Origin of the sequence: Vibrio neonatus, from assembly GCF_024346975.1 — a bacterium.
In the GTDB taxonomy this organism is placed as follows: Bacteria; Pseudomonadota; Gammaproteobacteria; order Enterobacterales; family Vibrionaceae; genus Vibrio; species Vibrio neonatus.
Window position 1 is genome coordinate 371,618 of record NZ_AP024885.1, and the last position, 22,222, is coordinate 393,839.

21 protein-coding genes and 1 other RNA gene are annotated in these 22,222 nt (G+C 44.9%); 15 read left to right on the forward strand and 7 right to left on the reverse strand.

Annotated features, from left to right (window positions below):
• Positions 1-70: 70 nt before the first annotated feature.
• Positions 71-1,951, forward strand: a complete 1,881-nt coding sequence (gene parE, locus OCU38_RS01825) for a DNA topoisomerase IV subunit B (protein WP_261823544.1) — start codon at positions 71-73, stop codon at positions 1,949-1,951.
• A 2-nt stretch (positions 1,952-1,953) separates the two neighbouring features.
• On the forward strand, positions 1,954-4,206 hold the full coding sequence (gene parC, locus OCU38_RS01830) for a DNA topoisomerase IV subunit A (protein WP_261823545.1): 2,253 nt from the start codon (positions 1,954-1,956) through the stop codon (positions 4,204-4,206).
• 88 nt (positions 4,207-4,294) lie between these two features.
• Here the strand turns inward: parC and degS are convergent, their stop codons facing one another.
• The 3 genes from degS to zapG all read right to left on the reverse strand — a co-directional run bounded on the left by degS (position 4,295) and on the right by zapG (position 7,405).
• Positions 4,295-5,380: an outer membrane-stress sensor serine endopeptidase DegS gene (gene degS / locus OCU38_RS01835; RefSeq protein ID WP_261823546.1), complete on the reverse strand. Its 1,086-nt coding sequence runs from the start codon at positions 5,378-5,380 to the stop codon at positions 4,295-4,297.
• 103 nt (positions 5,381-5,483) lie between these two features.
• A complete protein-coding gene (locus OCU38_RS01840; protein ID WP_261824215.1) occupies positions 5,484-6,854 on the reverse strand; it encodes a DegQ family serine endoprotease in 1,371 nt (456 codons plus the stop codon).
• Between the two features lie 116 nt (positions 6,855-6,970).
• Positions 6,971-7,405 carry a Z-ring associated protein ZapG gene (gene zapG, locus OCU38_RS01845; RefSeq protein WP_261823547.1) on the reverse strand — a complete coding sequence of 145 codons (435 nt, stop codon included), beginning with the start codon at positions 7,403-7,405 and terminating at the stop codon, positions 6,971-6,973.
• Between the two features lie 119 nt (positions 7,406-7,524).
• Here zapG and zapE point away from each other — a divergent pair, with 119 nt between their 5' ends.
• The 8 genes from zapE to sspB all read left to right on the forward strand — a co-directional run bounded on the left by zapE (position 7,525) and on the right by sspB (position 13,884).
• Positions 7,525-8,637 (forward strand): cell division protein ZapE, encoded by a 1,113-nt coding sequence (gene zapE, locus OCU38_RS01850; RefSeq protein ID WP_261823548.1) that lies wholly within the window; start codon positions 7,525-7,527, stop codon positions 8,635-8,637.
• A gap of 264 nt (positions 8,638-8,901) precedes the next feature.
• Positions 8,902-9,330, forward strand: a complete 429-nt coding sequence (gene rplM / locus OCU38_RS01855) for a 50S ribosomal protein L13 (RefSeq protein WP_021714364.1) — start codon at positions 8,902-8,904, stop codon at positions 9,328-9,330.
• Between the two features lie 15 nt (positions 9,331-9,345).
• The gene (gene rpsI / locus OCU38_RS01860) at positions 9,346-9,738 is read left to right on the forward strand and encodes a 30S ribosomal protein S9 (protein ID WP_017026825.1); all 393 of its coding nucleotides are present in this window, start codon (positions 9,346-9,348) and stop codon (positions 9,736-9,738) included.
• Between the two features lie 342 nt (positions 9,739-10,080).
• Positions 10,081-10,671, forward strand: a complete 591-nt coding sequence (petA, locus tag OCU38_RS01865; RefSeq protein ID WP_039969944.1) for a ubiquinol-cytochrome c reductase iron-sulfur subunit — start codon at positions 10,081-10,083, stop codon at positions 10,669-10,671.
• A complete protein-coding gene (locus OCU38_RS01870; protein ID WP_261823549.1) occupies positions 10,671-11,933 on the forward strand; it encodes a cytochrome b in 1,263 nt (420 codons plus the stop codon). Before petA ends, OCU38_RS01870 begins: the two co-directional genes overlap by 1 nt.
• Positions 11,933-12,670, forward strand: a complete 738-nt coding sequence (locus OCU38_RS01875; RefSeq protein ID WP_023402599.1) for a cytochrome c1 — start codon at positions 11,933-11,935, stop codon at positions 12,668-12,670. The genes OCU38_RS01870 and OCU38_RS01875 overlap by 1 nt, the downstream gene beginning before the upstream one ends.
• Before the next feature lie 84 nt (positions 12,671-12,754).
• Entirely contained in the window at positions 12,755-13,390 is a 636-nt protein-coding gene (gene sspA, locus OCU38_RS01880) for a stringent starvation protein SspA (RefSeq protein WP_021714369.1), read from the forward strand.
• Complete coding sequence (gene sspB / locus OCU38_RS01885; protein WP_261823550.1) at positions 13,390-13,884, forward strand: ClpXP protease specificity-enhancing factor; 495 nt, start codon at positions 13,390-13,392, stop codon at positions 13,882-13,884. Before sspA ends, sspB begins: the two co-directional genes overlap by 1 nt.
• 84 nt (positions 13,885-13,968) lie before the next feature.
• Here the strand turns inward: sspB and OCU38_RS01890 are convergent, their stop codons facing one another.
• From OCU38_RS01890 to OCU38_RS01905, 4 genes are read right to left on the reverse strand one after another with little or no spacing between them, the layout of a single operon-like run.
• The gene (locus tag OCU38_RS01890; protein WP_261823551.1) at positions 13,969-14,760 is read right to left on the reverse strand and encodes a BON domain-containing protein; all 792 of its coding nucleotides are present in this window, start codon (positions 14,758-14,760) and stop codon (positions 13,969-13,971) included.
• Between the two features lie 28 nt (positions 14,761-14,788).
• Positions 14,789-15,379 carry a phosphoheptose isomerase gene (locus OCU38_RS01895; RefSeq protein WP_023402602.1) on the reverse strand — a complete coding sequence of 197 codons (591 nt, stop codon included), beginning with the start codon at positions 15,377-15,379 and terminating at the stop codon, positions 14,789-14,791.
• Positions 15,380-15,381: 2 nt separating this feature from the next.
• The gene (locus OCU38_RS01900; protein ID WP_261823552.1) at positions 15,382-15,750 is read right to left on the reverse strand and encodes a YraN family protein; all 369 of its coding nucleotides are present in this window, start codon (positions 15,748-15,750) and stop codon (positions 15,382-15,384) included.
• Positions 15,734-17,560, reverse strand: a complete 1,827-nt coding sequence (locus OCU38_RS01905; RefSeq protein ID WP_261823553.1) for a penicillin-binding protein activator — start codon at positions 17,558-17,560, stop codon at positions 15,734-15,736. Before OCU38_RS01905 ends, OCU38_RS01900 begins: the two co-directional genes overlap by 17 nt.
• Before the next feature lie 63 nt (positions 17,561-17,623).
• Between OCU38_RS01905 and rsmI the strand changes: the two genes are divergently transcribed.
• From rsmI to OCU38_RS01930, 5 genes are all read left to right on the forward strand, one after another.
• Positions 17,624-18,487 carry a 16S rRNA (cytidine(1402)-2'-O)-methyltransferase gene (gene rsmI, locus OCU38_RS01910; RefSeq protein WP_152821329.1) on the forward strand — a complete coding sequence of 288 codons (864 nt, stop codon included), beginning with the start codon at positions 17,624-17,626 and terminating at the stop codon, positions 18,485-18,487.
• 81 nt (positions 18,488-18,568) lie between these two features.
• An RNA gene (rnpB, locus tag OCU38_RS01915) (RNase P RNA component class A) lies at positions 18,569-18,949 on the forward strand.
• Between the two features lie 228 nt (positions 18,950-19,177).
• On the forward strand, positions 19,178-20,128 hold the full coding sequence (gene rsmH / locus OCU38_RS01920) for a 16S rRNA (cytosine(1402)-N(4))-methyltransferase RsmH (protein ID WP_261823554.1): 951 nt from the start codon (positions 19,178-19,180) through the stop codon (positions 20,126-20,128).
• Positions 20,129-20,145: 17 nt separating this feature from the next.
• On the forward strand, positions 20,146-20,460 hold the full coding sequence (gene ftsL / locus OCU38_RS01925) for a cell division protein FtsL (RefSeq protein WP_261824216.1): 315 nt from the start codon (positions 20,146-20,148) through the stop codon (positions 20,458-20,460).
• On the forward strand, positions 20,460-22,217 hold the full coding sequence (locus tag OCU38_RS01930) for a penicillin-binding transpeptidase domain-containing protein (RefSeq protein WP_261823555.1): 1,758 nt from the start codon (positions 20,460-20,462) through the stop codon (positions 22,215-22,217). Before ftsL ends, OCU38_RS01930 begins: the two co-directional genes overlap by 1 nt.
• Positions 22,218-22,222: the final 5 nt, after the last annotated feature.

The following is a 22,222-nucleotide window of genomic DNA, read 5'->3' on the forward strand; positions in this document are numbered from 1 at the left end:
TCTATAAGATTGCAAATTTCTCAATGATGAGAAGCGATGTTTAACAACGCCAAGAGTAAATTTTCAAATTATGACTGAACAATATAACGCTGGGGCGATAGAAGTCTTAAATGGCTTGGAGCCAGTCCGTCGTCGCCCTGGAATGTATACCGATACTGTACGTCCCAACCACCTTGGGCAAGAAGTTATTGATAACAGTGTCGATGAAGCGTTAGCTGGACATGCTTCCAAAATACAGGTCATCTTACATGCCGATCAGTCACTCGAAGTGATTGATGACGGGCGTGGTATGCCTGTGGATATTCACCCTGAAGAGGGTATTTCTGGTGTGGAACTTATTCTATGTAAGCTGCATGCTGGTGGTAAATTCTCCAATAAGAACTATCAATTTTCCGGCGGTTTGCACGGGGTTGGTATTTCAGTGGTAAACGCACTGTCGCAACGTGTTGAAGTCAACGTTCGCCGTGATGGACAGGTTTATCAAATCGCTTTTGAAAATGGCGATAAGGTCGAAGAGCTCTCTGTTATCGGGACGTGCGGTAAACGCAATAGCGGTACTAGCGTACACTTCTGGCCAAATGCTAAATATTTTGATTCAGGGAATTTCTCTGTATCAAGATTGATCAATAACCTGCGCGCGAAAGCGGTACTGTGTCCTGGACTCGAAATTACCCTGCAAGATAAAGTCAATGGTAAAGAGCACAAGTGGTACTACGAAAGTGGTCTAAAAGACTACCTTGCTGAAGGCGTTAAAGGTTACACCGTCTTACCGGAAACCCCGTTTACCGGTCAATTCTCTAGTGAGATTGAAGGTGCTGATTGGGCGATTATTTGGCAACCAGAAGGTGGCGAATTAATTACTGAAAGTTACGTGAACTTAATCCCGACCTCACAAGGCGGTACACACGTAAATGGTCTGCGCCAAGGTTTGCTCGATGCGATGCGTGAGTTTTGTGAATTCCGCAACTTATTACCGCGCGGCGTGAAACTGACCGGTGATGACATCTTTGATCGCTGTTCTTATGTATTGTCGATCAAAATGCAAGACCCTCAATTTGCTGGACAAACCAAAGAGCGACTCTCTTCTCGTCAATGTGCTTCTTTTGTGTCTGGCGTTATCAAAGATGCCTTTAGTCTGTGGCTGAATGAAACCCCACATATTGCCGAGCAACTGGCAGAGGCGTGTATTGCAAACGCTCACCGCCGTATGCGTGCCAGCAAAAAAGTGGTGCGTAAAAAAGTGGCATCAGGCCCTGCATTGCCGGGTAAATTAACCGATTGTACCGTGCAAGATTTAGCTCGCACCGAACTATTTTTAGTGGAAGGTGACTCTGCGGGAGGCTCAGCCAAACAGGCGAGAGACCGTGAGTTTCAAGCGATCATGCCACTGCGTGGTAAGATTTTGAATACTTGGGAAGTCAGCGCCGACCAAGTGTTAGCCTCACAAGAGGTACACGATATCTCTGTGGCACTAGGGATAGACCCAGACACTGAAAGCCTAGAAGGCTTACGTTACGGTAAGATCTGTATCCTAGCGGATGCGGACTCGGATGGACTGCACATTGCAACGCTACTTTGCGCCTTATTTACACGCCATTTCCGTTCTCTAGTTAGCGCAGGTCACGTATACGTTGCTATGCCGCCACTGTTTAGAATTGATTGCGGCAAAGAGGTTTTTTACGCTCTTGATGAAGAAGAGAAAGATGGTGTTATCGAACGTTTAAGCAGTAAACGAGCCAAAATCAACGTACAACGATTCAAAGGTCTGGGTGAAATGAACCCATTACAGCTTCGTGAAACCACCATGGATCCCAATACTCGCCGTCTAGTACAGCTCACCATAGATGATGATGAACAGACAATGGAAATGATGGACATGCTATTAGGTAAAAAGCGTGCAGATGATCGCCGTCATTGGTTACAAGACAAAGGCGATATGGCTGAGGTATAAGAATGTCGAACGAGATTACATACGATGGCGTTGAGCAGTTACCGCTGCGCAAATTTACCGAAGACGCCTATTTAAACTATTCAATGTACGTGATTATGGATCGTGCATTGCCTTACATTGGTGATGGTCTAAAGCCCGTGCAACGCCGCATTATTTATGCGATGTCAGAACTAGGCTTATCCGCTTCATCTAAATATAAAAAATCAGCTCGTACCGTTGGTGACGTGCTCGGTAAGTATCACCCACACGGCGATTCAGCGTGTTATGAAGCTATGGTGCTGATGGCACAACCATTTACCTACCGTTACCCATTGGTAGACGGTCAAGGTAACTGGGGTGCTCCTGATGATCCTAAGTCTTTTGCTGCAATGCGTTATACCGAATCTAAACTGTCGAAGTTTGCTGAGGTATTGCTAGGTGAATTAGGTCAAGGCACAGTGGAATGGCAACCTAACTTTGATGGTTCGATGAAAGAGCCTCAAATGTTACCGGCGCGCCTGCCACATATCTTGCTAAACGGTATTACTGGTATCGCGGTCGGCATGGCAACGGATATTCCGCCACACAACGTTCGTGAAGTGACCAACGCCACTATTGAGTTAATCGAAAATCCGAAAGCTGAGCTAGCGGATGTGATGCAATACGTGCAAGGCCCTGATTACCCGACCGAAGCGGAAATCATTTCACCGAAAACGGATATCGAGAAAATTTATCGCACTGGTCGTGGCAGCATTAAACTGCGCGCGGTTTGGCATAAAGAAGGCAGTGATGTGGTCATTACTGCGTTACCGCACCAAGTATCTGGTTCTAAGTTGCTAGAGCAGATCGCTAATCAAATGCGCGCTAAAAAGTTGCCTATGGTTGATGATTTACGCGATGAATCCGATCACGAAAACCCAACGCGTATTGTTATCGTACCTCGCTCTAACCGAGTGGATTGCGATCAGTTAATGAATCACTTATTTGCCTCAACCGATCTTGAGAAAAACTATCGTGTGAACTTAAACATGATTGGTTTGGACAAGCGTCCACAGGTAAAAGGTCTTGTTCAAATACTAAAAGAGTGGATTGAGTTCCGTCGTTCAACAGTTCGCCGTCGCTTGCAGTTCCGTTTAGATAAAATCTTAGCTCGTCTACATATCCTTGAAGGTTTGTTGGCTGCGTATCTCAACATTGATGAAGTGATTGAGATTATTCGTACTGAAGACGACCCGAAAGCGGTATTAATGTCTCGCTTTGAGCTTTCGGCGATTCAAGCGGATGCCATCTTAGATACCAAGTTACGTCAGTTGGCGAAGCTAGAAGAGTTTAAGATCCGTGGCGAGCAAGAAGAGCTAGAAAAAGAGCGTAAACAGCTTGAGTTGCTACTAGGTTCTGAGCGTCGTTTAAATACCTTACTGAAGAAAGAACTTAAAGCCGATGCTGAGAAATACGGCGATGATCGTCGCTCACCATTGATTGAACGTGCCGAAGCGCGAGCGCTAACTGAAAAAGACTTACTACCAAACGAGCCAATTACGGTGGTGTTGTCTGAGAAAGGTTGGATTCGTCATGCCAAAGGGCATGAGGTAGATGCATCGACACTAAACTATAAGTCCGGTGATAAATACTTAACCTCGGCTAAAGGTAAGAGTAACCAACAAGCGATATTCTTAGGCTCTGATGGACGAAGTTATTCTTTAGAATCGCACTCTCTGCCATCGGCGAGAAGCCAAGGTGAGCCGATTACCGGTCGCTTGAACTTATCTACAGGTAGCAGTATTCGTCAGGTATTAATGGGTGATGATGAGCAGCTATGGCTGGTTGGCTCTGATGCAGGTTATGGCTTTGTGTGTCGTGGTAGCGATTTACTCTCTAAAAACCGCAATGGTAAAGCGTTAGTTAACTTGCCACAAAGCGCTGAGATCTTAACGCCAAGTCCGATCTCGGAACTAGACCAAGATGAGATCCTTGCGATCACAAACTTAGGTCGCATGCTGATGTTTGCTATTAAAGACTTACCGCAACTGAGCAAAGGTAAAGGGAATAAGATTATTAATATTCCTTCGGCGAAAGCTAAGAGTCGTGAAGAGTTTGTCACGCAATTACTAGCGGTGCCTGCCAATGCCACTGTTACCTTGTACGCAGGCAAACGTAAGTTAGGCTTGAAACCAAGTGACTTGGATAACTTTAGAGGTGAGCGAGGACGTCGCGGTGCTATGTTGCCACGTGGTCTACAGCGCGTCACTGCTATTGAAGTGCAAAGCAACGAGTAAGTTCAGCTTTGATAAGTTATAAAAACGGCCTGCAAATTATTTGCAGGCCGTTTTATTATGTATGAATCATTGTGTGCTAGGGATATTGTTAGCGAGAGCCCTGATTGTGGCTTAAGTGTCGATTATCTTCCCCAATCTTAATCGTCAGTTGTTTCTGTTTGCCGTCTCTTACGATCATAATGTTCACACTAGAACCCGGACGAGCATCGGTGATGGCATCCATCACGTTTTGACGATTATCAGCCACCATATCGCCAATTTTAACTATGATATCCTGTGGTTTGATCCCGCCAACATCAGCTGGGCCGCCAGGCTCAACACCCAACACAATGATGCCGCCATTATAGTTACCAGCCAACAGACGATTGGTCATCGAGCTAATGTCTTGCCCATCGACACCGATATAGCCGCGAATGACTCGCCCATCGGCAATGATCTTGTTCATGATCTTCCACACAAGTTTCTGTGGAATGGCAAACGAAATACCGTAGGTTTCTAAATCTGTTGCTTGTTGAAAAGAGGCGGTATTAATACCAACAAGCTCTCCTTTAGAGTTAACTAAAGCTCCCCCTGAGTTACCTTCATTGATAGCGGCGTCAGTTTGAATAAAGGCCTGACGTCCATCATTACTGATGGAAGAACGCCCGGTTGCCGAGATAATCCCAAAAGTGGTGGTTTGCCCTAGGTTATATGGGTTGCCAATGGCTAATACGACATCACCCACTTTTGCTGAATAGTTAGGGTTGAGTGGAATAACCGGTAGATCAGGCATCGATATTTGCAGTACCGCAATATCAGTGCGGCGATCTTGCCCAATTAATTGCGCACTGGCTACGCGGCCATCTTGTAGTGCCACAATGACTTGATCGGCGCTTGCGACTACATGGTAATTGGTAATGATGTAGCCTTTATCGCTGACGATCACTCCAGAACCTAAACCTTGTGTTTTTAGCTTGCTGCGATCTTCTTCTGAGTATTGACGACTGTAGATATTGACAACAGCAGGTGCCGCGCGTCTTACTGCGGTATTGAAAGACATCGGGCTAGGGGAGTCATCACTTTTTTGCTGGGCGGAAGCGGGAATGACAATACTACGCAGGTTAGGAACCACAGCAATAACTAAAGCTGCGGCGAACAACCCAAGTAAAACAGAGCGCAATAAGAATCTCAGCATGACAGTCCCAATAAATGATGTGTTAGCACAAAGCATAACACTCAATTTTAGCGAATGAAAAGGGAAGCCGGTTGGGCTTCCCTAATGATATCAATGGCTTGTTCTAACGAACTACCACCACTACTTTTCTGTTGCCACGTTGGATATGCAGCGCAAGGATACCTTCCTGTTTTTCAGCAATGGCTCGGAACTCGCCAAGGTTAGCCACAGGCTTGCGGTTGACTCCAATAATGATATCGCCTTGCTCTATTTGATAAGAGGCGGCGGGCGAGTTTTCGGCAACCGAAGTCACTTTAACGCCTTGGTAGGCATCGGCTTTAGTGGTATTGGTTAAAGCTGCGCCTTTTAGTCCAGCATGGAGCTGTTCAGCTTTGGTCTGCTGCGTCGGAGACTCACCTAAAGTAACATCAAATTTCTTAGTGTCGCCATCGCGAATAACCCCAAGAGTCACTTTTTTACCTGCGCCTAAGGTGGCTACTTTTGCGCGCAACTCACTAAAAGTATCAATGCGTTTACCGTTGACACTGACAATCACATCGCCTGCTTGTAGGCCGGCTTTATCCGCTGCACTGTCCGGCATCACTTGATTGACGAATGCGCCGTGATTTGACTCGTAACCAAGAGCTTCTGCAAGCTCGGTAGTGATTTCTCCACCTTGCACGCCAAGCATACCTCGTTTCACCTCACCAAATTCAATGATTTGATCGGTAAGGTTGCGAATCATATTGGATGGAATGGCAAAACCAATACCGATATTGCCCCCATTTGGACCTAAAATGGCAGTGTTAATACCAATGAGCTCACCGTTTAGGTTCACTAGTGCGCCACCTGAGTTACCGCTGTTAATAGCGGCATCTGTTTGGATGAAGTTTTCAAGGTTATCTAGGTTTAGTCCACTGCGTCCTAGAGCGGATACAATGCCCGATGTGACGGTTTGACCTAAACCAAATGGATTCCCTATGGCAACGGTAAAGTCACCAACTCGCAGGGTGTCAGAGTCTGCAAAGGTGACTTGTGACAAGCCCTTCACTTTTTTGGTGAGCTTTAACAGCGCAATGTCTGACATTTTGTCGCCGCCGATAAGCTCAGCGTCATATTCACGGCCGTCGGTAAGCTGCACTTTAATGGTGTCGGCGCCATTGATGACGTGATAGTTAGTGACAATACGTCCTTTATCAGCGTCGATGATTACCCCTGAGCCAAGCCCTCTAAATGGGCGCTCTTGAGCTTGTTCGGCGGGAAGTTGGTCGCCAAAAAAGAAGCGAAAACTATCAGGGATCTGCTGTTTAGAGACTTGAGTGCCTTCTACTGCAATACTTACAACAGCAGGAGAGACCTGCTCAAGCATAGGTGCAAGACTAGGTAATTCATGATTATCTACCTTTAAAGGTAGAGCTGCACTGGCGTGCAGTGGTGTGATGATTGAGCTTAAGCTTAAGGCTACAACAGATAAAGCAAGCAAAGGTCTTTTCATCATTAACTCCGTTTAGTTGATACTGAAGTTTGAGACATAAAAAAATCGAGCAAGTTCCATATCTAGAGTGATCTCTAGAAATTCCATATAAGCTTAAGCCTTTTGCAAAAGCTTAATTAAGAGGCTCTAATTGCTTCAGGAGCATCTAGAATTTCTTTCTTTTCATCTTTTAACATACCCGTTGCACCGTTGGCATAGTCTTTTGGCGGTACATTAGTCGATGTGCTGTCATCTTCTTTTTTATCTTTTGCTTCAATGTGTTTTGCAAAAGGGTTGTCTTGAGTTGGCAGGTTAGGTAGCAAATCATTTGATGTATTTGCCATGTGTTCGTACAACTTACGATACTCTTTACCAATATTCTCAAGTAGCTGAGCGGACTCAGAGAAATGATCGTTGATGTCTTGTCGTTGTTGCTCTAGTGCAAACTTTGAAGTCTCAAGTGCTTTTTGTAGCTCTTTTTGTTTTTTGTATTGAGGCGTAGTGATACGAGAGATAATCACTCCAATGATGATCCCAACGAATAGACTGATGATCGCATAAATCCAAGGCATAGTATTTCCTTTTGTTAATCTGTTAACAATCTAGTTACTGTGTTCTTACACCGAAACATACCTCATGTTACTATGAGAACCTTATCCAATAAAGAATCTAATTAAGTTCATCACCCAAAATGACGCCTTTAGAAAAATATCAGCATGATATCAAGCATCATGGATTTCAGTTTGACCCCAAGCAGCATAGGGCTGTACAAGAATTTAATGACTTATACGTGCGCCTGACTGAATTTACCCAAACAGCAAATAATCCCCCAGTAAAAGGCTGGCGCAGTTGGTTTAATAAGGCCGAGCCTGTGATTTCACCGAAAGGTCTCTATATATGGGGTGGGGTGGGGCGAGGTAAAACCTACCTTATGGACAGTTTTTACGACTTATATCCCAGTCAGCGCAAGATGCGCATGCACTTTCATCGCTTCATGCATCGGGTACACGATGAACTTAAACTGTTAGAGCAACAAGCAGACCCATTGGAGTTAGTGGCTGATAAATTTAAGAGCGAAGCGGATGTCATTTGCTTTGATGAGTTTTTTGTGTCGGATATTACCGATGCCATGTTGCTTGGCACTTTGTTTCAGGCGCTGTTTGCACGCAATATCATTTTAGTAGCCACTTCGAATATTCCGCCGCATCTGTTGTATCGCAATGGCTTGCAACGAGCTCGTTTTTTACCTGCCATTGAGTTGATAGAAAGGCATTGCCAAGTGTTTGAGCTTGATAGTGACAATGACTTTAGGATGCGAACCCTGCAACAAGCAGAGCTTTATCACTATCCTTGTGACGCTGCGGCTAAGCAAAATCTAAACCGTTACTTTGAATCATTAAGCACGGCCACAGCCGAAGGCGCAGAAACGGTGCAATGCATTGAAGTGAATCATAGACAGTTAGATGTAATAAATGCTCATAATGGTGTGCTGATGGCAAGCTTTACTCAGTTGTGTCAAACCGCTCGAAGCCAAAATGACTATATTGAGCTGTCCCATGAGTATCACACTGTGCTGTTATCTGATGTGCCACAGATGAGTGGTGCCAATGATGATGCGGCCAGACGGTTTATCGCCTTGGTGGATGAGTTTTATGAGAGAAAAGTCTGCCTTATTATTACCGCAGCAGTGGCTTTAACTGAGCTGTACGCAGGAGGACGATTAGAATTTGAATTTCAGCGTTGTCAATCTCGCCTGACAGAAATGCAAAGTAATGATTACCTATCACAAGAGCATTTAGCTTAAGTTTATTCCCTGTAGCTTGCATGCTCGTGATACGCCTGTATCAGGGCATTGCCGGTGAAAAAACACTCAAAAACATGTCGAATAGGATTGCGTTTTTGCGCGGCTTCGGTATAATCCTGCGACCCACCGTTACTGCTGGTGATTTTTATTATTAAAAATTTGCCAAAGAGTGCCACCACTCGAAGGGGTGATGACTGGGCTCTTAGACAGTGGGAGCAACCGCTCCTTATTAGTTTAATTTCAAATTAACGGGTTATTATTAGCATGAAAACATTCGTTGCTAAACCAGAAACAGTAAAACGTGACTGGTATGTTGTAGACGCTGAAGGTAAAACTCTAGGTCGTCTTGCAAGTGAAATCGCTTCTCGCCTACGCGGTAAGCACAAAGCTGAATACACTCCTCATTGTGACACTGGTGATTACATCATCGTTGTTAACGCTGAGAAAGTTGCCGTAACTGGTAACAAGGCTAAAGGTAAAGTGTATTACCGTCACTCTGAATTCCCAGGTGGTCTAAAATCTATCACTTTTGAAAAGTTGATCGATAAGAAACCAGAAATGGTTATCGAACTAGCTGTTAAAGGTATGTTACCACGTGGTCCTCTAGGCCGCGCAATGTACCGTAAGCTAAAAGTATACGCTGGCGCTGAGCACAACCATGCTGCTCAACAACCACAAGTACTAGACATCTAATCGGGGAATATGGAAATGGCAGAGAATCAATACTACGGCACTGGTCGCCGCAAAAGCTCAGCTGCTCGTGTTTTCATCAAACCGGGTGCTGGTAACATCGTAATCAACAAGCGTAGCCTTGATGTTTACTTTGGTCGTGAAACTTCTCGTATGGTTGTTCGTCAACCACTTGAGCTAGTTGAAATGTTAGACAAGCTAGACCTTTACATCACTGTTTCTGGTGGTGGTATTTCTGGTCAAGCTGGCGCTATCCGTCACGGCATTACTCGTGCTCTTATGGAATACGATGAAACTCTACGTCCTGCTCTACGCGCTGCTGGATACGTTACACGTGACGCACGTCAAGTTGAACGTAAGAAAGTTGGTCTACGTAAAGCACGTCGTAAACCACAGTTCTCGAAGCGTTAATCTTTCTTTTACAGAAAGGGCAATGCTCCAACTTTCGAGTTGGAATTGTGTCAAAAAAGCTCGGTATTATACCGGGCTTTTTGTTTTTTTAGCCCCGCAAAAATTCCATTCCGTTCAGCATCACCTTCGTATCCCGCTAACAAGATGTTTCAACTTTACCTCTTTTGTGACCTATGCTCTGATTTGCTTCAGAGATGTTGTAAAAAAGTAGCTTTATCTTGTCTTAAAGTAGTGTTTTCTTTATCATTTCCTCCACAAAAATAGAATCAAAGTTTTACTTTTTAAAGCCGTGCTCTGTTGCAGGGGTAATTCTATCCAAAGGAGCAAATGGGAGAATGTTGGATGAGCAATGCGCCACTAAATAATGGACGTCGCAAGTTTCTAACCGCCACCACGGCCGTGGTAGGTGGATTAGGAGCCGCAGCTGTCGCTGTACCCTTTATCAAATCCTGGAATCCAAGTGCTAGAGCTAAATCAGCTGGCGCTCCGGTTGAATTCGATATCAGTAAATTAGAAGAAGGGCAAATGGCCCGAGTCATCTGGCGTGGACAACCGGTTTGGGTTGTAAAGCGTGGACAGGCTACATTAGACGAACTTGATCAACTTACCGAACAGCTTCGTGACCCTGATTCAGTTGAGGAACAACAACCTTCTTACGCACAAAATATTTACCGTTCTTTGAAGCCTGAAATCTTTATTGCTGTAGGTTTGTGTACGCACTTAGGGTGCTCACCGACTTATCTTCCAAATACCTTTAGCGAGCAAGTCAGCGGTGTTAAATCAGGTTTCTTCTGCCCATGTCACGGTTCAAAATTTGATATGGCAGGACGTGTTTTCCAAGGTGTACCTGCGCCTTACAACCTAGCAGTGCCGCCACATATGTATATGGATGACAACCTAATAATAATCGGCGAAGACGAAGGAGAGGCATAATGGAGGCTTTATTAAGCTGGGTTGAAAAACGCATTCCAGCTATGAATACCTATCGTAAACACATGTCAGAGTACCCTCAGCCAAAGAACTCAAACTTTTGGTACATCTTTGGTGCTTTGGCGATGTTGGTGCTGGTTAACCAGATTGTGACTGGCATTTGGCTTACCATGAACTACGTGCCGTCAGCAGAAGGCGCGTTTGCTTCTGTTGAATACATCATGCGTGATGTTGAATATGGTTGGTTGCTTCGTTATATGCACTCAACTGGCGCATCTTTCTTCTTTATCGTTGTGTATTTGCACATGTACCGTGGCCTAATTTATGGCTCATACCAAAAGCCGCGTGAGCTAGTTTGGCTATTTGGCATGTTGTTGTTTGTGGTGCTGATGGCTGAAGCCTTCATGGGTTACATGCTGCCTTGGGGACAAATGTCATACTGGGGTGCTCAGGTAATCATTGGCTTATTTGGCGCGATTCCTGTGATTGGTGATGATCTAACGCTGTGGATTCGAGGTGATTATGTTATCTCTGGCGCAACGTTAAACCGCTTCTTTGCTCTGCACGTTATTGCGCTACCTATCGTGTTGCTACTGCTAGTAGCACTGCATATTTTGGCGTTGCACGAAGTGGGCTCAAACAACCCTGATGGTATTGATACCAAGTTGCCAAAAGGCACTATGGGTGATGATTACGAGTCAGAATTTAAATTCCACGAAGACTACACCAAGAAATACGACATCATAGATTCAATGCCATTCCACCCGTACGGAACGGTGAAAGATCTATTCTATGTGGGCGTGTTCTTGCTGTTCTTTAGCTATGTCTTGTTCTACGCACCAGCGATGGGAGGTTTCTTCCTTGAGCCGCCTAACTTTGAAGTTGCGAACCCACTTAAAACGCCGGAACATATTGCTCCAGTTTGGTATTTCTCTCCAAACTACGCCATTTTGCGTGCAATTCCTGACAAGTTAATCGGTTTTGTCTTCTTTGGTGGTTCAATTGTAGTGCTGTTCTTGTTGCCTTGGATTGACCGTTGTAATGTGCGTTCATTCCGCTACAGAAGCCGCGTGCATTTGATCAACTTGATCCAGTTTACGATCTCATTTATCGGTCTTGGTGTGCTGGGTACGCTACCAGCGACAGAGTTGTATACGAATCTATCTCGTTTGTTCAGTCTGGGTTACTTCATGTTCTTCGTGGTGTTGTTTATCTACAGCAAGAATGAAAAGACTAAGACGCTACCGACAAGGATCACCAAATAATGAAAAAGTTATTCATATTATTATTTGCGCTAGTGCCGGCTCTTGGATTCGCAGCAGGCGGAAACTTTGCTCTCGATAAAGCAAACAATGATATTCGAGACAAAGAGTCTTTGCAGCGCGGTGCTCAGACGTATATGAACTACTGTTTTGCCTGTCACTCAACGCAGTATCAACGTTATGAGCGTGTCGCGACCGATCTGGATATTCCAATTGATCTGATGCGTGAAAACCTGATGTTCGATTCTGAAGCGGTTGTCGGGGACTTAATGGTCAACAACATGCCCGCCGAAGATGCTGCAAAATGGTTTGGCGTAGCGCCACCAGATTTGACGCTAACGGCGCGCGTTCGCGGCGTGGATTGGTTGTACACCTACTTACGTTCATTTTATGAAGATCCAAGTCGTCCATTTGGCGTAAACAATGTGATTTTCCCGAGCGTGGGTATGCCTCATGTTCTACAAGAGTTGCAAGGCGTGCCGCAACCTGTTTTTGAAACGCATATGATTGATGGTCAAGAGCAGCAAGTGGTTGTGGGTGTGAAAGCGGACGCAACGGGAGAACTAAGCCAGAGCGAATACGATGATACGGTTCGTGACTTAGTGAACTTCCTTGAGTATGCGGGTGACCCTGTACAAGTTGAACGTGAAAACTTAGGTATCTGGGTATTACTGTTCTTAACAATTTTCACCGCTGTTGGCTACCTACTATATAAAGAATATTGGCGTGATATTCACTAATTGTGATACGATGTAACGCTGATTTCTGAAATGGAGGCATGTTGCCTCCATTCTTATATTTAAATTTACAATACCGGAGGGCTCATGGCTGTAGCTGCCAATAAACGTTCTGTGATGACTCTATTCTCAAGTGCTACTGATATGGCTAGCCATCAGGTACGTATCGTTTTGGCTGAGAAAGGCGTAGCTGTTGAAGTTGAGCTAGTCGACGAAGCGAATTTACCTGCTGAACTTGTAGAATTGAACCCATATAAATCTGTTCCGACTCTAGTGGATCGTGAACTGACTCTTTATGATTCAAAGATTATTATGGAATATCTAGATGAGCGTTTTCCTCATCCACCTTTGATGCCAGTTTACCCAGTTGATCGCGGTAAAAATCGTCTGATGATGTACCGTATTCAGCGTAACTGGTACAGCGTAGCAGAGAAAATTATCTCTACTACAGGTGAAGAACAAGAAAAAGCTCGTCAAAAACTGCGCAACGATCTGCTAATGCTGGGTCCTCTATTTGCTGAAAGCGAGTACTTCATGAGTGAAGACTTTAGCTTGATCGATTGTTACCTTGCTCCACTATTGTGGCGTCTACCGACATTTGGTATCGAGCTAACAGGTCCTGGTTCAAAAGAGCTTAAGATCTACATGAACCGCGTATTTGAACGTGATTCATTCCTAGCTTCTCTTACTGAAGCTGAACGTGAGATGCGTCTAGTTCGTTAATGGATATTTCAACAATGACTCCACGCCGACCTTATTTGCTTCGTGCATTTTATGATTGGTTGGCAGAAAACGATCTCACTCCACATTTGGTGGTTGACGCCAATATGCCGGGTGTTCGTGTTCCTGAAGAGTACATTCAAGATGGTCAAATTATCTTAAATGTAGCTCCTCGTGCGGTAGGTAACTTAGAGATTGGTAATGAAGCATTAACGTTTCATGCCCGTTTCGGTGGCCGTCCGCATTCAGTTATCGTTCCGATTTATGCAGTACAAGCTATTTATGCTCGTGAGAATGGCGCAGGGACTATGTTTGAACCTGAAGAAGCTTACGAAAATAGCAATATTGAGGCTGAAGAGACTCATCTAGCACCTGCTGATTCGTTTTCTGTAGTAGAAGACTCAGCAGAAGTAGTCGCTGATGATGAGACATCACCAGAGCCTGATGACGAACCGCCTAGACCAAAAGGGCGTCCAAGCTTGCGTGTGGTTAAATAGACTATCGCTAGCTGTTGATGATTGACTCATCATGAATGATAAAAAGGAGCCGTTTGGCTCCTTTTGTTTTTTGTCTGTCCCGCTTTACTCTGCTACAGGTTCTTCAACGATGTCATCCGTACGATCAATGATCACATCACCGCCCATTACTGCATCATCTTCTGCTATGACGTTATCTTGGGTGCTTGCTTGAGCCTCATTCCCTTGAGTTTCATTCACTTGAACCGCAGTATCTTGAGAACTAGCTTCAGTCGTTGGCGCAGCGACACTAGTTGGTGCATTTTTCACATCATTAGTCGTGGTCGCCACATCGGCGATTTCGAAGCCGCGAATAACCAATTTTACACCGCTCACATTGCGCGCAGTTTCGGTGGCGATATCAGCACTTTGCGGGTCAACATAGCCAAATAAAAACACTTCACGGTTTTCTGTCACAACCTTAATCGAGATGCCTCTCAGCTTACCTTCACTGAGTAGTGCCGATTTTACCTTAGTCGTGATCCAGCTATCTTGGCTCATCTGCGATAAATTGATCGTCGGTTGAACTCGCAGTTGGTTATACACCTTCTTAACGCCAGGTATATCAGCAACGCGCTTGCCAATTTGTTGATGCAGTTCTTCGGTAGGGGCTTGTCCTATCAAAACGACTTTGCCTCTAAAAGAGTTTGCCGCCACACGAACCTTGCCCGCAAATGGGGCCTTGTTGCCCAGAGCGGCCGCTTCAAATTCAATGTTGTTATCATCCCACACTTCACGAGCGGAACGATTGTCAGTGACAACAGAGGCGTCGCTGACCAGCATGTTTGAGCAGCCAGCCGTCATCAAACATGCCATCAAAGTGATGATGTATAAAAAGAGTTTCCGAGTGTACAACATGGATGGAGATCCTCACTGGTATAAAATATTACTCAACGTGCTCAGGGAATAATACTTGATCGATAAGGTCACATAGACAGTGCAATGTCAGCATATGCATTTCATGGATGCGCGCCGTTCTATTGGAAGGGATACGGATTTCTACGTCGTGTTCGCCAAGTAGACCTGCCATTTCACCGCCATCTTTACCAGTAAGGGCAATGATGGTCATGTCTCTTGTTACTGCCGCTTCCATAGCTTTGATGATGTTTTTGCTGTTACCGCTGGTGGAAAGGGCAAGCAAAATATCACCTTGCTGACCGATAGCTCGAACTTGCTTTGAAAACACTTCTTGGTAGTGATAGTCGTTGGCAATCGCGGTTAAGGTGGTCATATCTGCCCCCAACGTCATCGCGGGTAGGCTCGGTCTTTCGGTTTCAAATCGGTTTAATAAGCTGGCAGCAAACTGTTGTGAGTTAGCGCTTGAGCCGCCATTACCGCAACACAGAATCTTTTTACCATTTAATAAGGTGCTTACCATAGCTTGCGCTGCATGGGTAATAGCATCGGGCAGTTCTTCTGCAGCGGCGATTTGAATTTGTATGCTTTCAGTAAAGCTCGCTTTTATGCTCTCGTGCATTTTTATCCTTCAACAATTGCGTTTTGTATCCATTCAACTTTCTCAGGAGCGCTACTTAAAGAGATGACATCAAATCGAAAGTAAGTATCACTGGGAGATAAGTTATTTTTTATCAGCCACAACATAGCAGTTTTCTTTAGTTTTGACTGCTTAGAATGAGAAACTGCATCAACGCCGCTTCCATAATATTGTTGCTTTCGGTATTTGACCTCAACAAACACAAACTCTTGTTTGTCTTGCATGATGAGGTCTATTTCACCACATTTAGCGTGGAAATTTTTCTCAATAAATTTGAGGCCTTGCTTCGCGAGGTATCGCTGTGCTTTGGCCTCATATTTATGTCCTATAGCCAGCTTATTGAGCAGACTCATATTCTGCCCAGCTGAGCTGGCGTTGCACAACACAACGGTCATCAATGCTAAGGACACCAGTTTGGCCTTTGATTGAATGACTTGGACTTACCTTCATGTTTGGCAGAGCATTGATCAGACTATAAGCGTCCATACCCAATGCGTGTAGCCTTTTTTGTTGGTTGTTTGATTTGCTCCAAATGCTTTGCATTTGTGCGTTCAGTTCTTCGTTTGGCTCAGTCAGCATCGGAATGTCACTGTAAATAACGCCAGATAAGTTCTGCGAAGCACGTTTCACGCCAGTGTTACTGAGTGAGTTGGCATACAGTTTTGGCGGCGTAGCTTCTGGGTTAATGGCCACATTGATAAATGGTTTAATCAAGTTCAGTTCAGAATCACCTGCCACGATATACACAGCATCGATATCTCGGCGTGAACGCTCTTCCGATTCCATCTCTGTGTGCATTAGGTTGTTCATTTGTGCAATACGTCGTTGGCTGGCTTGCAGACCAAATACGCTGTTTACGGCGCGTTGTAGCTGATTTTTAGAACTGAAGTAAGAGACGGCACTCTTAGTGTCGTTATTTTTGCTCCACTCAGCTTTAAATGCATCTGCCATGCGTCGACCATAGCTACCGCTTGGTGCAATCAGAAGCGGGTATTTAGCGCCAGTCTCTGCTAGGTGTCTGGCCGCTTCTTCTGCTTCTTGCTCTGGTGAAAGAGTGATGTAACAGAAATCAGTGCCTTCTAGAATGTCTTTAGGGAAATTCAATGCCAGCATAGGGATAGGGCTAGAGCTATTTTGTTGCGCTTCTTGCAGATCTTCAATGGTGTTACGCATTAGCGGTCCAACAATGAAATCGACCTCTTGTGCTTCAAGTTGTTGTTGGATTTGCGTGGTATTGTTTTTATTACTGTCGATGACCACATATTCGGCCTCAGGAAGACGATCTTTATCGTGCATCATCGCAAATACAAAACCATCTCTGATAACACTTGCTTGCTTAGCAAATTTACCGCTAAGAGGAAGAATTAACGCCGTTTTGTTTGGCTGGATAATTTCTAGGGCCAGAATGTCTTTAATTTCTTGTGGGGTGTATAAAGCCGCTGGGTGGTGAACATTGCTATCAATCCAATCTTGGAATGATTTTTGTAGTTTTGGCAGGTTATGGCTAAATGTTTGATTAAACATGGCCAGTTCACGCCAACCGAGTAGTTCAGGCTCAGTTTCAGCAATAGGCATGGCTTTTAGTTCATCAGCACTGACGCTGTTCATTAATGCCCAAATTTGGTCTACGTTTTGTTGCTGTTGATCTTCTGTCAGAAAATCAGCAAGCATCACTTGCTCTCGTGCTGCATTTAAAGGTTGATATAAAGCTTGGTAGATATCAGAACGAAGTTTGTAGTAGTGTTGCCACTGAGATTTATCTAGACGCCACTCATTGCGGAAGTTCAATTGTTTGATAGCATCGGTCGGTTGATTGTTGTTTAGCAGTAATTGAGCTCGCGCTAATTGCCATTCAGCTTGTTGGGTCTCACTCATGTTTTGTTGAGCCAAACGCTGGATGATTCGGTTTGCTAAACCGGTATTATTTTCAGATACCGAGGCTTTTAAAGACAAGATAAGCCAATCTATTTGCTCTGAGCCATCAGAGCTATCCGCTTTGATCAGGTAGTACTCAGAGGTTTGAGTCGGTTGATTAAGGATATTGGATTGTTGCGCAACTTCTGGATCAGAGGGTGGGCTCGAACAAGCTGCAAGAAGCACAGACAATGCAATGGGAGTAAGAATGCGTGATACACTGTATCCAGATCGATTTTTTTGCGCCATGAGTTCTTTAAATTATTGTGGATTAATTACTTCTATATTAATCCCTCAAGTGACGGTAAACAAATGACAGATAACAATTCTTTTAATTCTTCGCCTGCAATTCTCTATATCGTCCCCACTCCAATAGGAAATTTGGCTGATATTACTCAACGTGCCGTCGAAGTTTTAAGCAGTGTAGACCTTATTGCAGCTGAGGATACACGTCATACGGGGCGATTACTTTCTCATCTTAATATCGGCACACGTACTTTTGCCTTGCATGATCATAATGAACAACAAAAAGCGCAAGTATTGGTTGAAAAACTATTAGAAGGGCAGTCTATAGCCTTAGTTTCTGATGCTGGAACCCCATTAATTAGCGATCCTGGCTATCATTTGGTTAATCAGTGCCGTAAAGCAGGCGTACAAGTTGTGCCGCTGCCGGGCGCTTGTGCGGTAATTACTGCTTTGAGTGCATCGGGCTTGCCGTCTGATCGTTTTAGTTTTGAAGGCTTTTTGCCACCGAAGAGCAAAGGGCGTAAAGATCGCTTTTTAGAGCTAGCGAAAGTAGAACGTACCTGTATTTTTTATGAGTCGCCACATCGCATCATGGATTCATTGGCAGATATGCTAGATGTACTTGGCGCAGAGCGTCAGGTGGTATTGGCAAGAGAGCTGACTAAAACCTTTGAAACCATTCAAGGACTGCCGTTAGGTGAACTGATCCCATGGCTTGAAGAAGATGCGAATCGCATTCGTGGCGAAATGGTGATTTTAGTTCACGGTCATCGTGAAGATAGCAATGATGAGTTGCCAGATGAAGCGCGTCGTACTTTGGCTATTCTGACCAAAGAGCTGCCGCTTAAAAAAGCCGCCGCCTTAACTGCTGAAATCTACAATCTGAAAAAGAACGCTTTATACAAGTGGGGTCTAGAGCATCTAGACTAAGCGTTATCGCTCAACCACTTTGTTTGCGCCGCGTTTTTATTTGAATAGACATCTGTGATCTTTGTCAGTACAATCCGCTCCGGAGCTAACCAGATAGTCGCTGCTTCGTTGATGTCCTTAGGGAGACTGACGGAGGGGAGGAAAGTCCGGGCTTCATAGAGCAGGGTGCCAGGTAACGCCTGGGGGGCGCAAGCCCACGACAAGTGCAGCAGAGAGAAAACCGCCGATGGCCTTCGGGCACAGGTAAGGGTGAAAGGGTGCGGTAAGAGCGCACCGTGCGGTTGGTAACAGTCCGTAGCAAGGTAAACTCCACCCGAAGCAAGACCAAATAGGCTCCCACGTTGCGTTGCTCGCGTAAGGGAGCGGGTAGGTTGCTTGAGCCAGTGAGCGATTGCTGGCCTAGACGAATGGCTATCACCGCGCAAGCGGATACAGAACCCGGCTTATAGGTATGCTCCACCTTTAAAAAGAAGCCCCGCCATTATGGCGGGGCTTTTTGCTTATTTGTACGAGAGATAAATGCTCGAAGTTGCATGTGCTAGAAGATGCGCTCACCTCTTATTCAATAAATTTGTGCAAGTCATTGCACGATTTGTTTAATAATTTGGTGAATTTGTTGACTAACGCTGACTAAACCGGACTATTTCAGTACACTAATTCATAGTTATTTAATTAAATTGAGCCTTTGTAATGAGCGAAGCTTTTAAACACGTCTCCGTCTTGCTAGAAGAATCCATTGATGGTTTAAACATTAAACCCGATGGCACCTATATAGATGGTACTTTTGGTCGCGGTGGTCACAGTCGCAACATACTCTCTCGACTGGGTGAAAATGGTCGATTGTTTAGTATCGATAGAGATCCGCAAGCCATTGCTGAAGCCGCAAAAATTGATGATCCTCGATTTACTATTATCCACGGTCCATTTTCTGGCATGGAAGAGTACGCCAAACAAAGAGACCTAGTGGGTCAAGTCGATGGTGTGCTGTTAGACCTAGGTGTTTCGTCACCACAACTTGATGATGCTGAACGTGGTTTTAGCTTCATGAAAGATGGCCCACTGGATATGCGTATGGACCCAACTTCGGGAGTGCCTGTTTCACAATGGTTGATGGAAGCGGATATCGAAGATATTACTTGGGTTATTCGTGAATTTGGCGAAGACAAGCACGCTTGGCGTATTGCCAAAGCCATTGTTGCGTATCGTGACAACGAAGAAAATGAACCTTTGTTGCGTACTGGTCAGTTAGCGAAACTGATCTCCGAAGCAGCGCCAAAAAGTTTCAAAGAGAAAAAGCATCCTGCCACTCGTTCTTTCCAAGCATTTCGTATCTATATTAATAGCGAGCTTGATGAAATTGCCACAGCGTTAAATGGGGCAAAAAACATCTTAGCCCCAGAAGGCCGCTTGTCTGTCATCAGCTTTCACTCTTTAGAAGATAGAATGGTAAAACAGTTTATCCGCAAAGAGAGTCGTGGACCGCAAGTTCCACATGGTATCCCGATGACTGAAGAGCAGATCCGTGCTCTGGGTAGTGCGGATATGAAGCCTGTCGGTAAAGCAATTAAACCATCAGTTTCAGAGCTAGATATTAATATTAGAGCGAGAAGCTCAGTGCTAAGGATTGCTGAAAAACTATGAACGAATTAGAGACATCGATTCAGCCTAGCGTACCGCCACTAGGTAAGATCATTGTGCGCGACCTATTTACCGCCGGTCGTGTGCCTTTGCTGTTATTGATTACTCTCTTTTTTAGCGCAATAGCAGTGGTGATGACTACGCAGATGACGCGTGCCGCTATCTCACAAAAAGATCAGGCGCTTGAACAGCGAGTGACACTTGATGAAGAGTGGCGCAACCTTATTCTTGAAGAAAATGCGCTTTCTGAACATAGCCGAGTTCAAAAAATTGCCACCTCTGAGCTTGATATGACACGCCCAGACTCCGACAAGGAAGTTATAGTTAAACTGTAATGAAATCGATCAAGAAAAAAACAACCCAAGCCATCAAAAAGCGTATTCCAAAAATTGAACCTGAGAAGCTACCCGCTGCTGATACTCGTGTTATTAAGTGGCGCTATCAACTGGTTCTAGGGTTTATTTTAGCGCTACTAGGTGCATTGCTACTGCGCGTTGCCTACATTCAAGTCATAGAACCGGATTCACTGATCAAACAAGGTGATATGCGTTCTGTTAGGGTGAAAGCTCTCCCTTCGGCTCGCGGAATTATTTCCGATCGCAATGGTGAACAGATTGCGGTCAGTGTGCCTGTGGAAGCGGTGTACGCCGATCCTCGTACTATCTTTGAAAAAGGCGATGCACTGCAAGATGTACAACGTTGGCATGCACTTGCCGATGTATTGTACCTTGATCGTGAAGCGTTAATTCACAAGATAGATAAAAACAAAAACCGTCGATTTATCTACTTGCAACGTCAAGTTAGCCCGGCAATGGCGAAATACATTAAACAGCTGAAGCTAAAAGGTGTGGGCTTGCGTGATGAGTCTCGTCGTTATTATCCTACCGGTGAAGTGAGTGCTCATGTGGTGGGTGTGACCGGTATTGATAGTCACGGCTTAGAAGGGGTTGAGAAAAGCTACGATAAATGGCTTTCTGGACACGATGGTTCACGTAAGGTGCGCAAAGATAGAGACGGTCGAGTTGTTGAAAATATTTCAATGACCGATAGTGAGCAAGGTCGTTCTTTGCAACTTACGATCGATCAGCGTTTACAAGCGATCGCTTACCGTTCTATCAAGCAAGCCGTTGCGGATCATAGAGCAACATCAGGCAGCATAGTGCTGGTTGATGTTAAAACTGGTGGCATTTTAGCCATGGTGAACACTCCGTCATATAACCCGAATACCCGCGATCAATTACAATCGTTTAAAATGCGAAATCGTGCCATTACCGATGCCTTAGAAGCGGGTTCATCGGTAAAACCTTTTGTTGTGTTGGCCGCGTTAGAAACTCACACCGCAGATCTTAATACTGTGATTGATACGGGCAATGGCATTATGCGTGTTGGCGGCAACCGTGTACGCGATAGTGTTCCAGTAGGTAAAGCGAATCTTGCTACCATCCTTAAAAAGTCCAGTAACATAGGTGTGACTCATTTAGCCTTGAATATGCCTATAGAATCTTTAGAAGGAATGTATCAATCTGTTGGTTTTGGTTCCGTTTCTGGGATTAATCTAGTGGGTGAAACTCCAGGGCTATTCCCGAGTCGTCGTCGCTGGTCCAAGATTGAAATCGCTACCTTTGCCTTTGGTTATGGCTTATCTATCACACCGCTACAGCTCGCGCATGCTTACGCGACTTTGGGAAGCTACGGCAGTTTCAAACCTCTGCATATAGTGAAAGACGCGAAAGATCTTCCGTCGCCTAAGCAAGTGGCAGACCCTGACAATGTACGTAAAGTGCTAGACATGCTAGAAGGGGTGACGCAAAAAGGCGGCACCGCAACAAAAGCGAGAGTTCCAGGTTATCGTGTGGGTGCTAAAACGGGGACTTCCCGTAAAGCTAACGCCGGTGGTTATAGTGATGAATACGTTGCTATTACGGCAGGTGTTGCGCCAATTAGCAATCCTAGACTGGCATTGGTTGTCGTAGTGAATGATCCACAAGGTGATTCCTACTACGGTGGTGAGGTGGCGGCTCCGGTATTTTCTGAAGTATTAAAAAGTGCGTTACAAATTCTGAATGTACCGCCTGATGCGAACACGGATTAAGGATT

Coding starts and splice junctions, on each gene's coding strand:
- sspA (WP_021714369.1), top strand. CDS start 12,755: ATGGCTGTAGCTGCCAATAAACGTTCTGTGATGACTCTATTCTCAAGT.
- degS (WP_261823546.1), bottom strand. CDS start 5,380: ATGCTGAGATTCTTATTGCGCTCTGTTTTACTTGGGTTGTTCGCCGCA.
- OCU38_RS01840 (WP_261824215.1), bottom strand. CDS start 6,854: ATGAAAAGACCTTTGCTTGCTTTATCTGTTGTAGCCTTAAGCTTAAGC.
- parE (WP_261823544.1), top strand. CDS start 71: ATGACTGAACAATATAACGCTGGGGCGATAGAAGTCTTAAATGGCTTG.
- OCU38_RS01900 (WP_261823552.1), bottom strand. CDS start 15,750: ATGAGTCTGCTCAATAAGCTGGCTATAGGACATAAATATGAGGCCAAA.
- OCU38_RS01905 (WP_261823553.1), bottom strand. CDS start 17,560: ATGGCGCAAAAAAATCGATCTGGATACAGTGTATCACGCATTCTTACT.
- rplM (WP_021714364.1), top strand. CDS start 8,902: ATGAAAACATTCGTTGCTAAACCAGAAACAGTAAAACGTGACTGGTAT.
- sspB (WP_261823550.1), top strand. CDS start 13,390: ATGGATATTTCAACAATGACTCCACGCCGACCTTATTTGCTTCGTGCA.
- rsmI (WP_152821329.1), top strand. CDS start 17,624: ATGACAGATAACAATTCTTTTAATTCTTCGCCTGCAATTCTCTATATC.
- OCU38_RS01890 (WP_261823551.1), bottom strand. CDS start 14,760: ATGTTGTACACTCGGAAACTCTTTTTATACATCATCACTTTGATGGCA.
- parC (WP_261823545.1), top strand. CDS start 1,954: ATGTCGAACGAGATTACATACGATGGCGTTGAGCAGTTACCGCTGCGC.
- petA (WP_039969944.1), top strand. CDS start 10,081: ATGAGCAATGCGCCACTAAATAATGGACGTCGCAAGTTTCTAACCGCC.
- zapE (WP_261823548.1), top strand. CDS start 7,525: ATGACGCCTTTAGAAAAATATCAGCATGATATCAAGCATCATGGATTT.
- zapG (WP_261823547.1), bottom strand. CDS start 7,405: ATGCCTTGGATTTATGCGATCATCAGTCTATTCGTTGGGATCATCATT.
- rsmH (WP_261823554.1), top strand. CDS start 19,178: ATGAGCGAAGCTTTTAAACACGTCTCCGTCTTGCTAGAAGAATCCATT.
- OCU38_RS01870 (WP_261823549.1), top strand. CDS start 10,671: ATGGAGGCTTTATTAAGCTGGGTTGAAAAACGCATTCCAGCTATGAAT.
- rpsI (WP_017026825.1), top strand. CDS start 9,346: ATGGCAGAGAATCAATACTACGGCACTGGTCGCCGCAAAAGCTCAGCT.
- OCU38_RS01875 (WP_023402599.1), top strand. CDS start 11,933: ATGAAAAAGTTATTCATATTATTATTTGCGCTAGTGCCGGCTCTTGGA.
- OCU38_RS01895 (WP_023402602.1), bottom strand. CDS start 15,379: ATGCACGAGAGCATAAAAGCGAGCTTTACTGAAAGCATACAAATTCAA.
- OCU38_RS01930 (WP_261823555.1), top strand. CDS start 20,460: ATGAAATCGATCAAGAAAAAAACAACCCAAGCCATCAAAAAGCGTATT.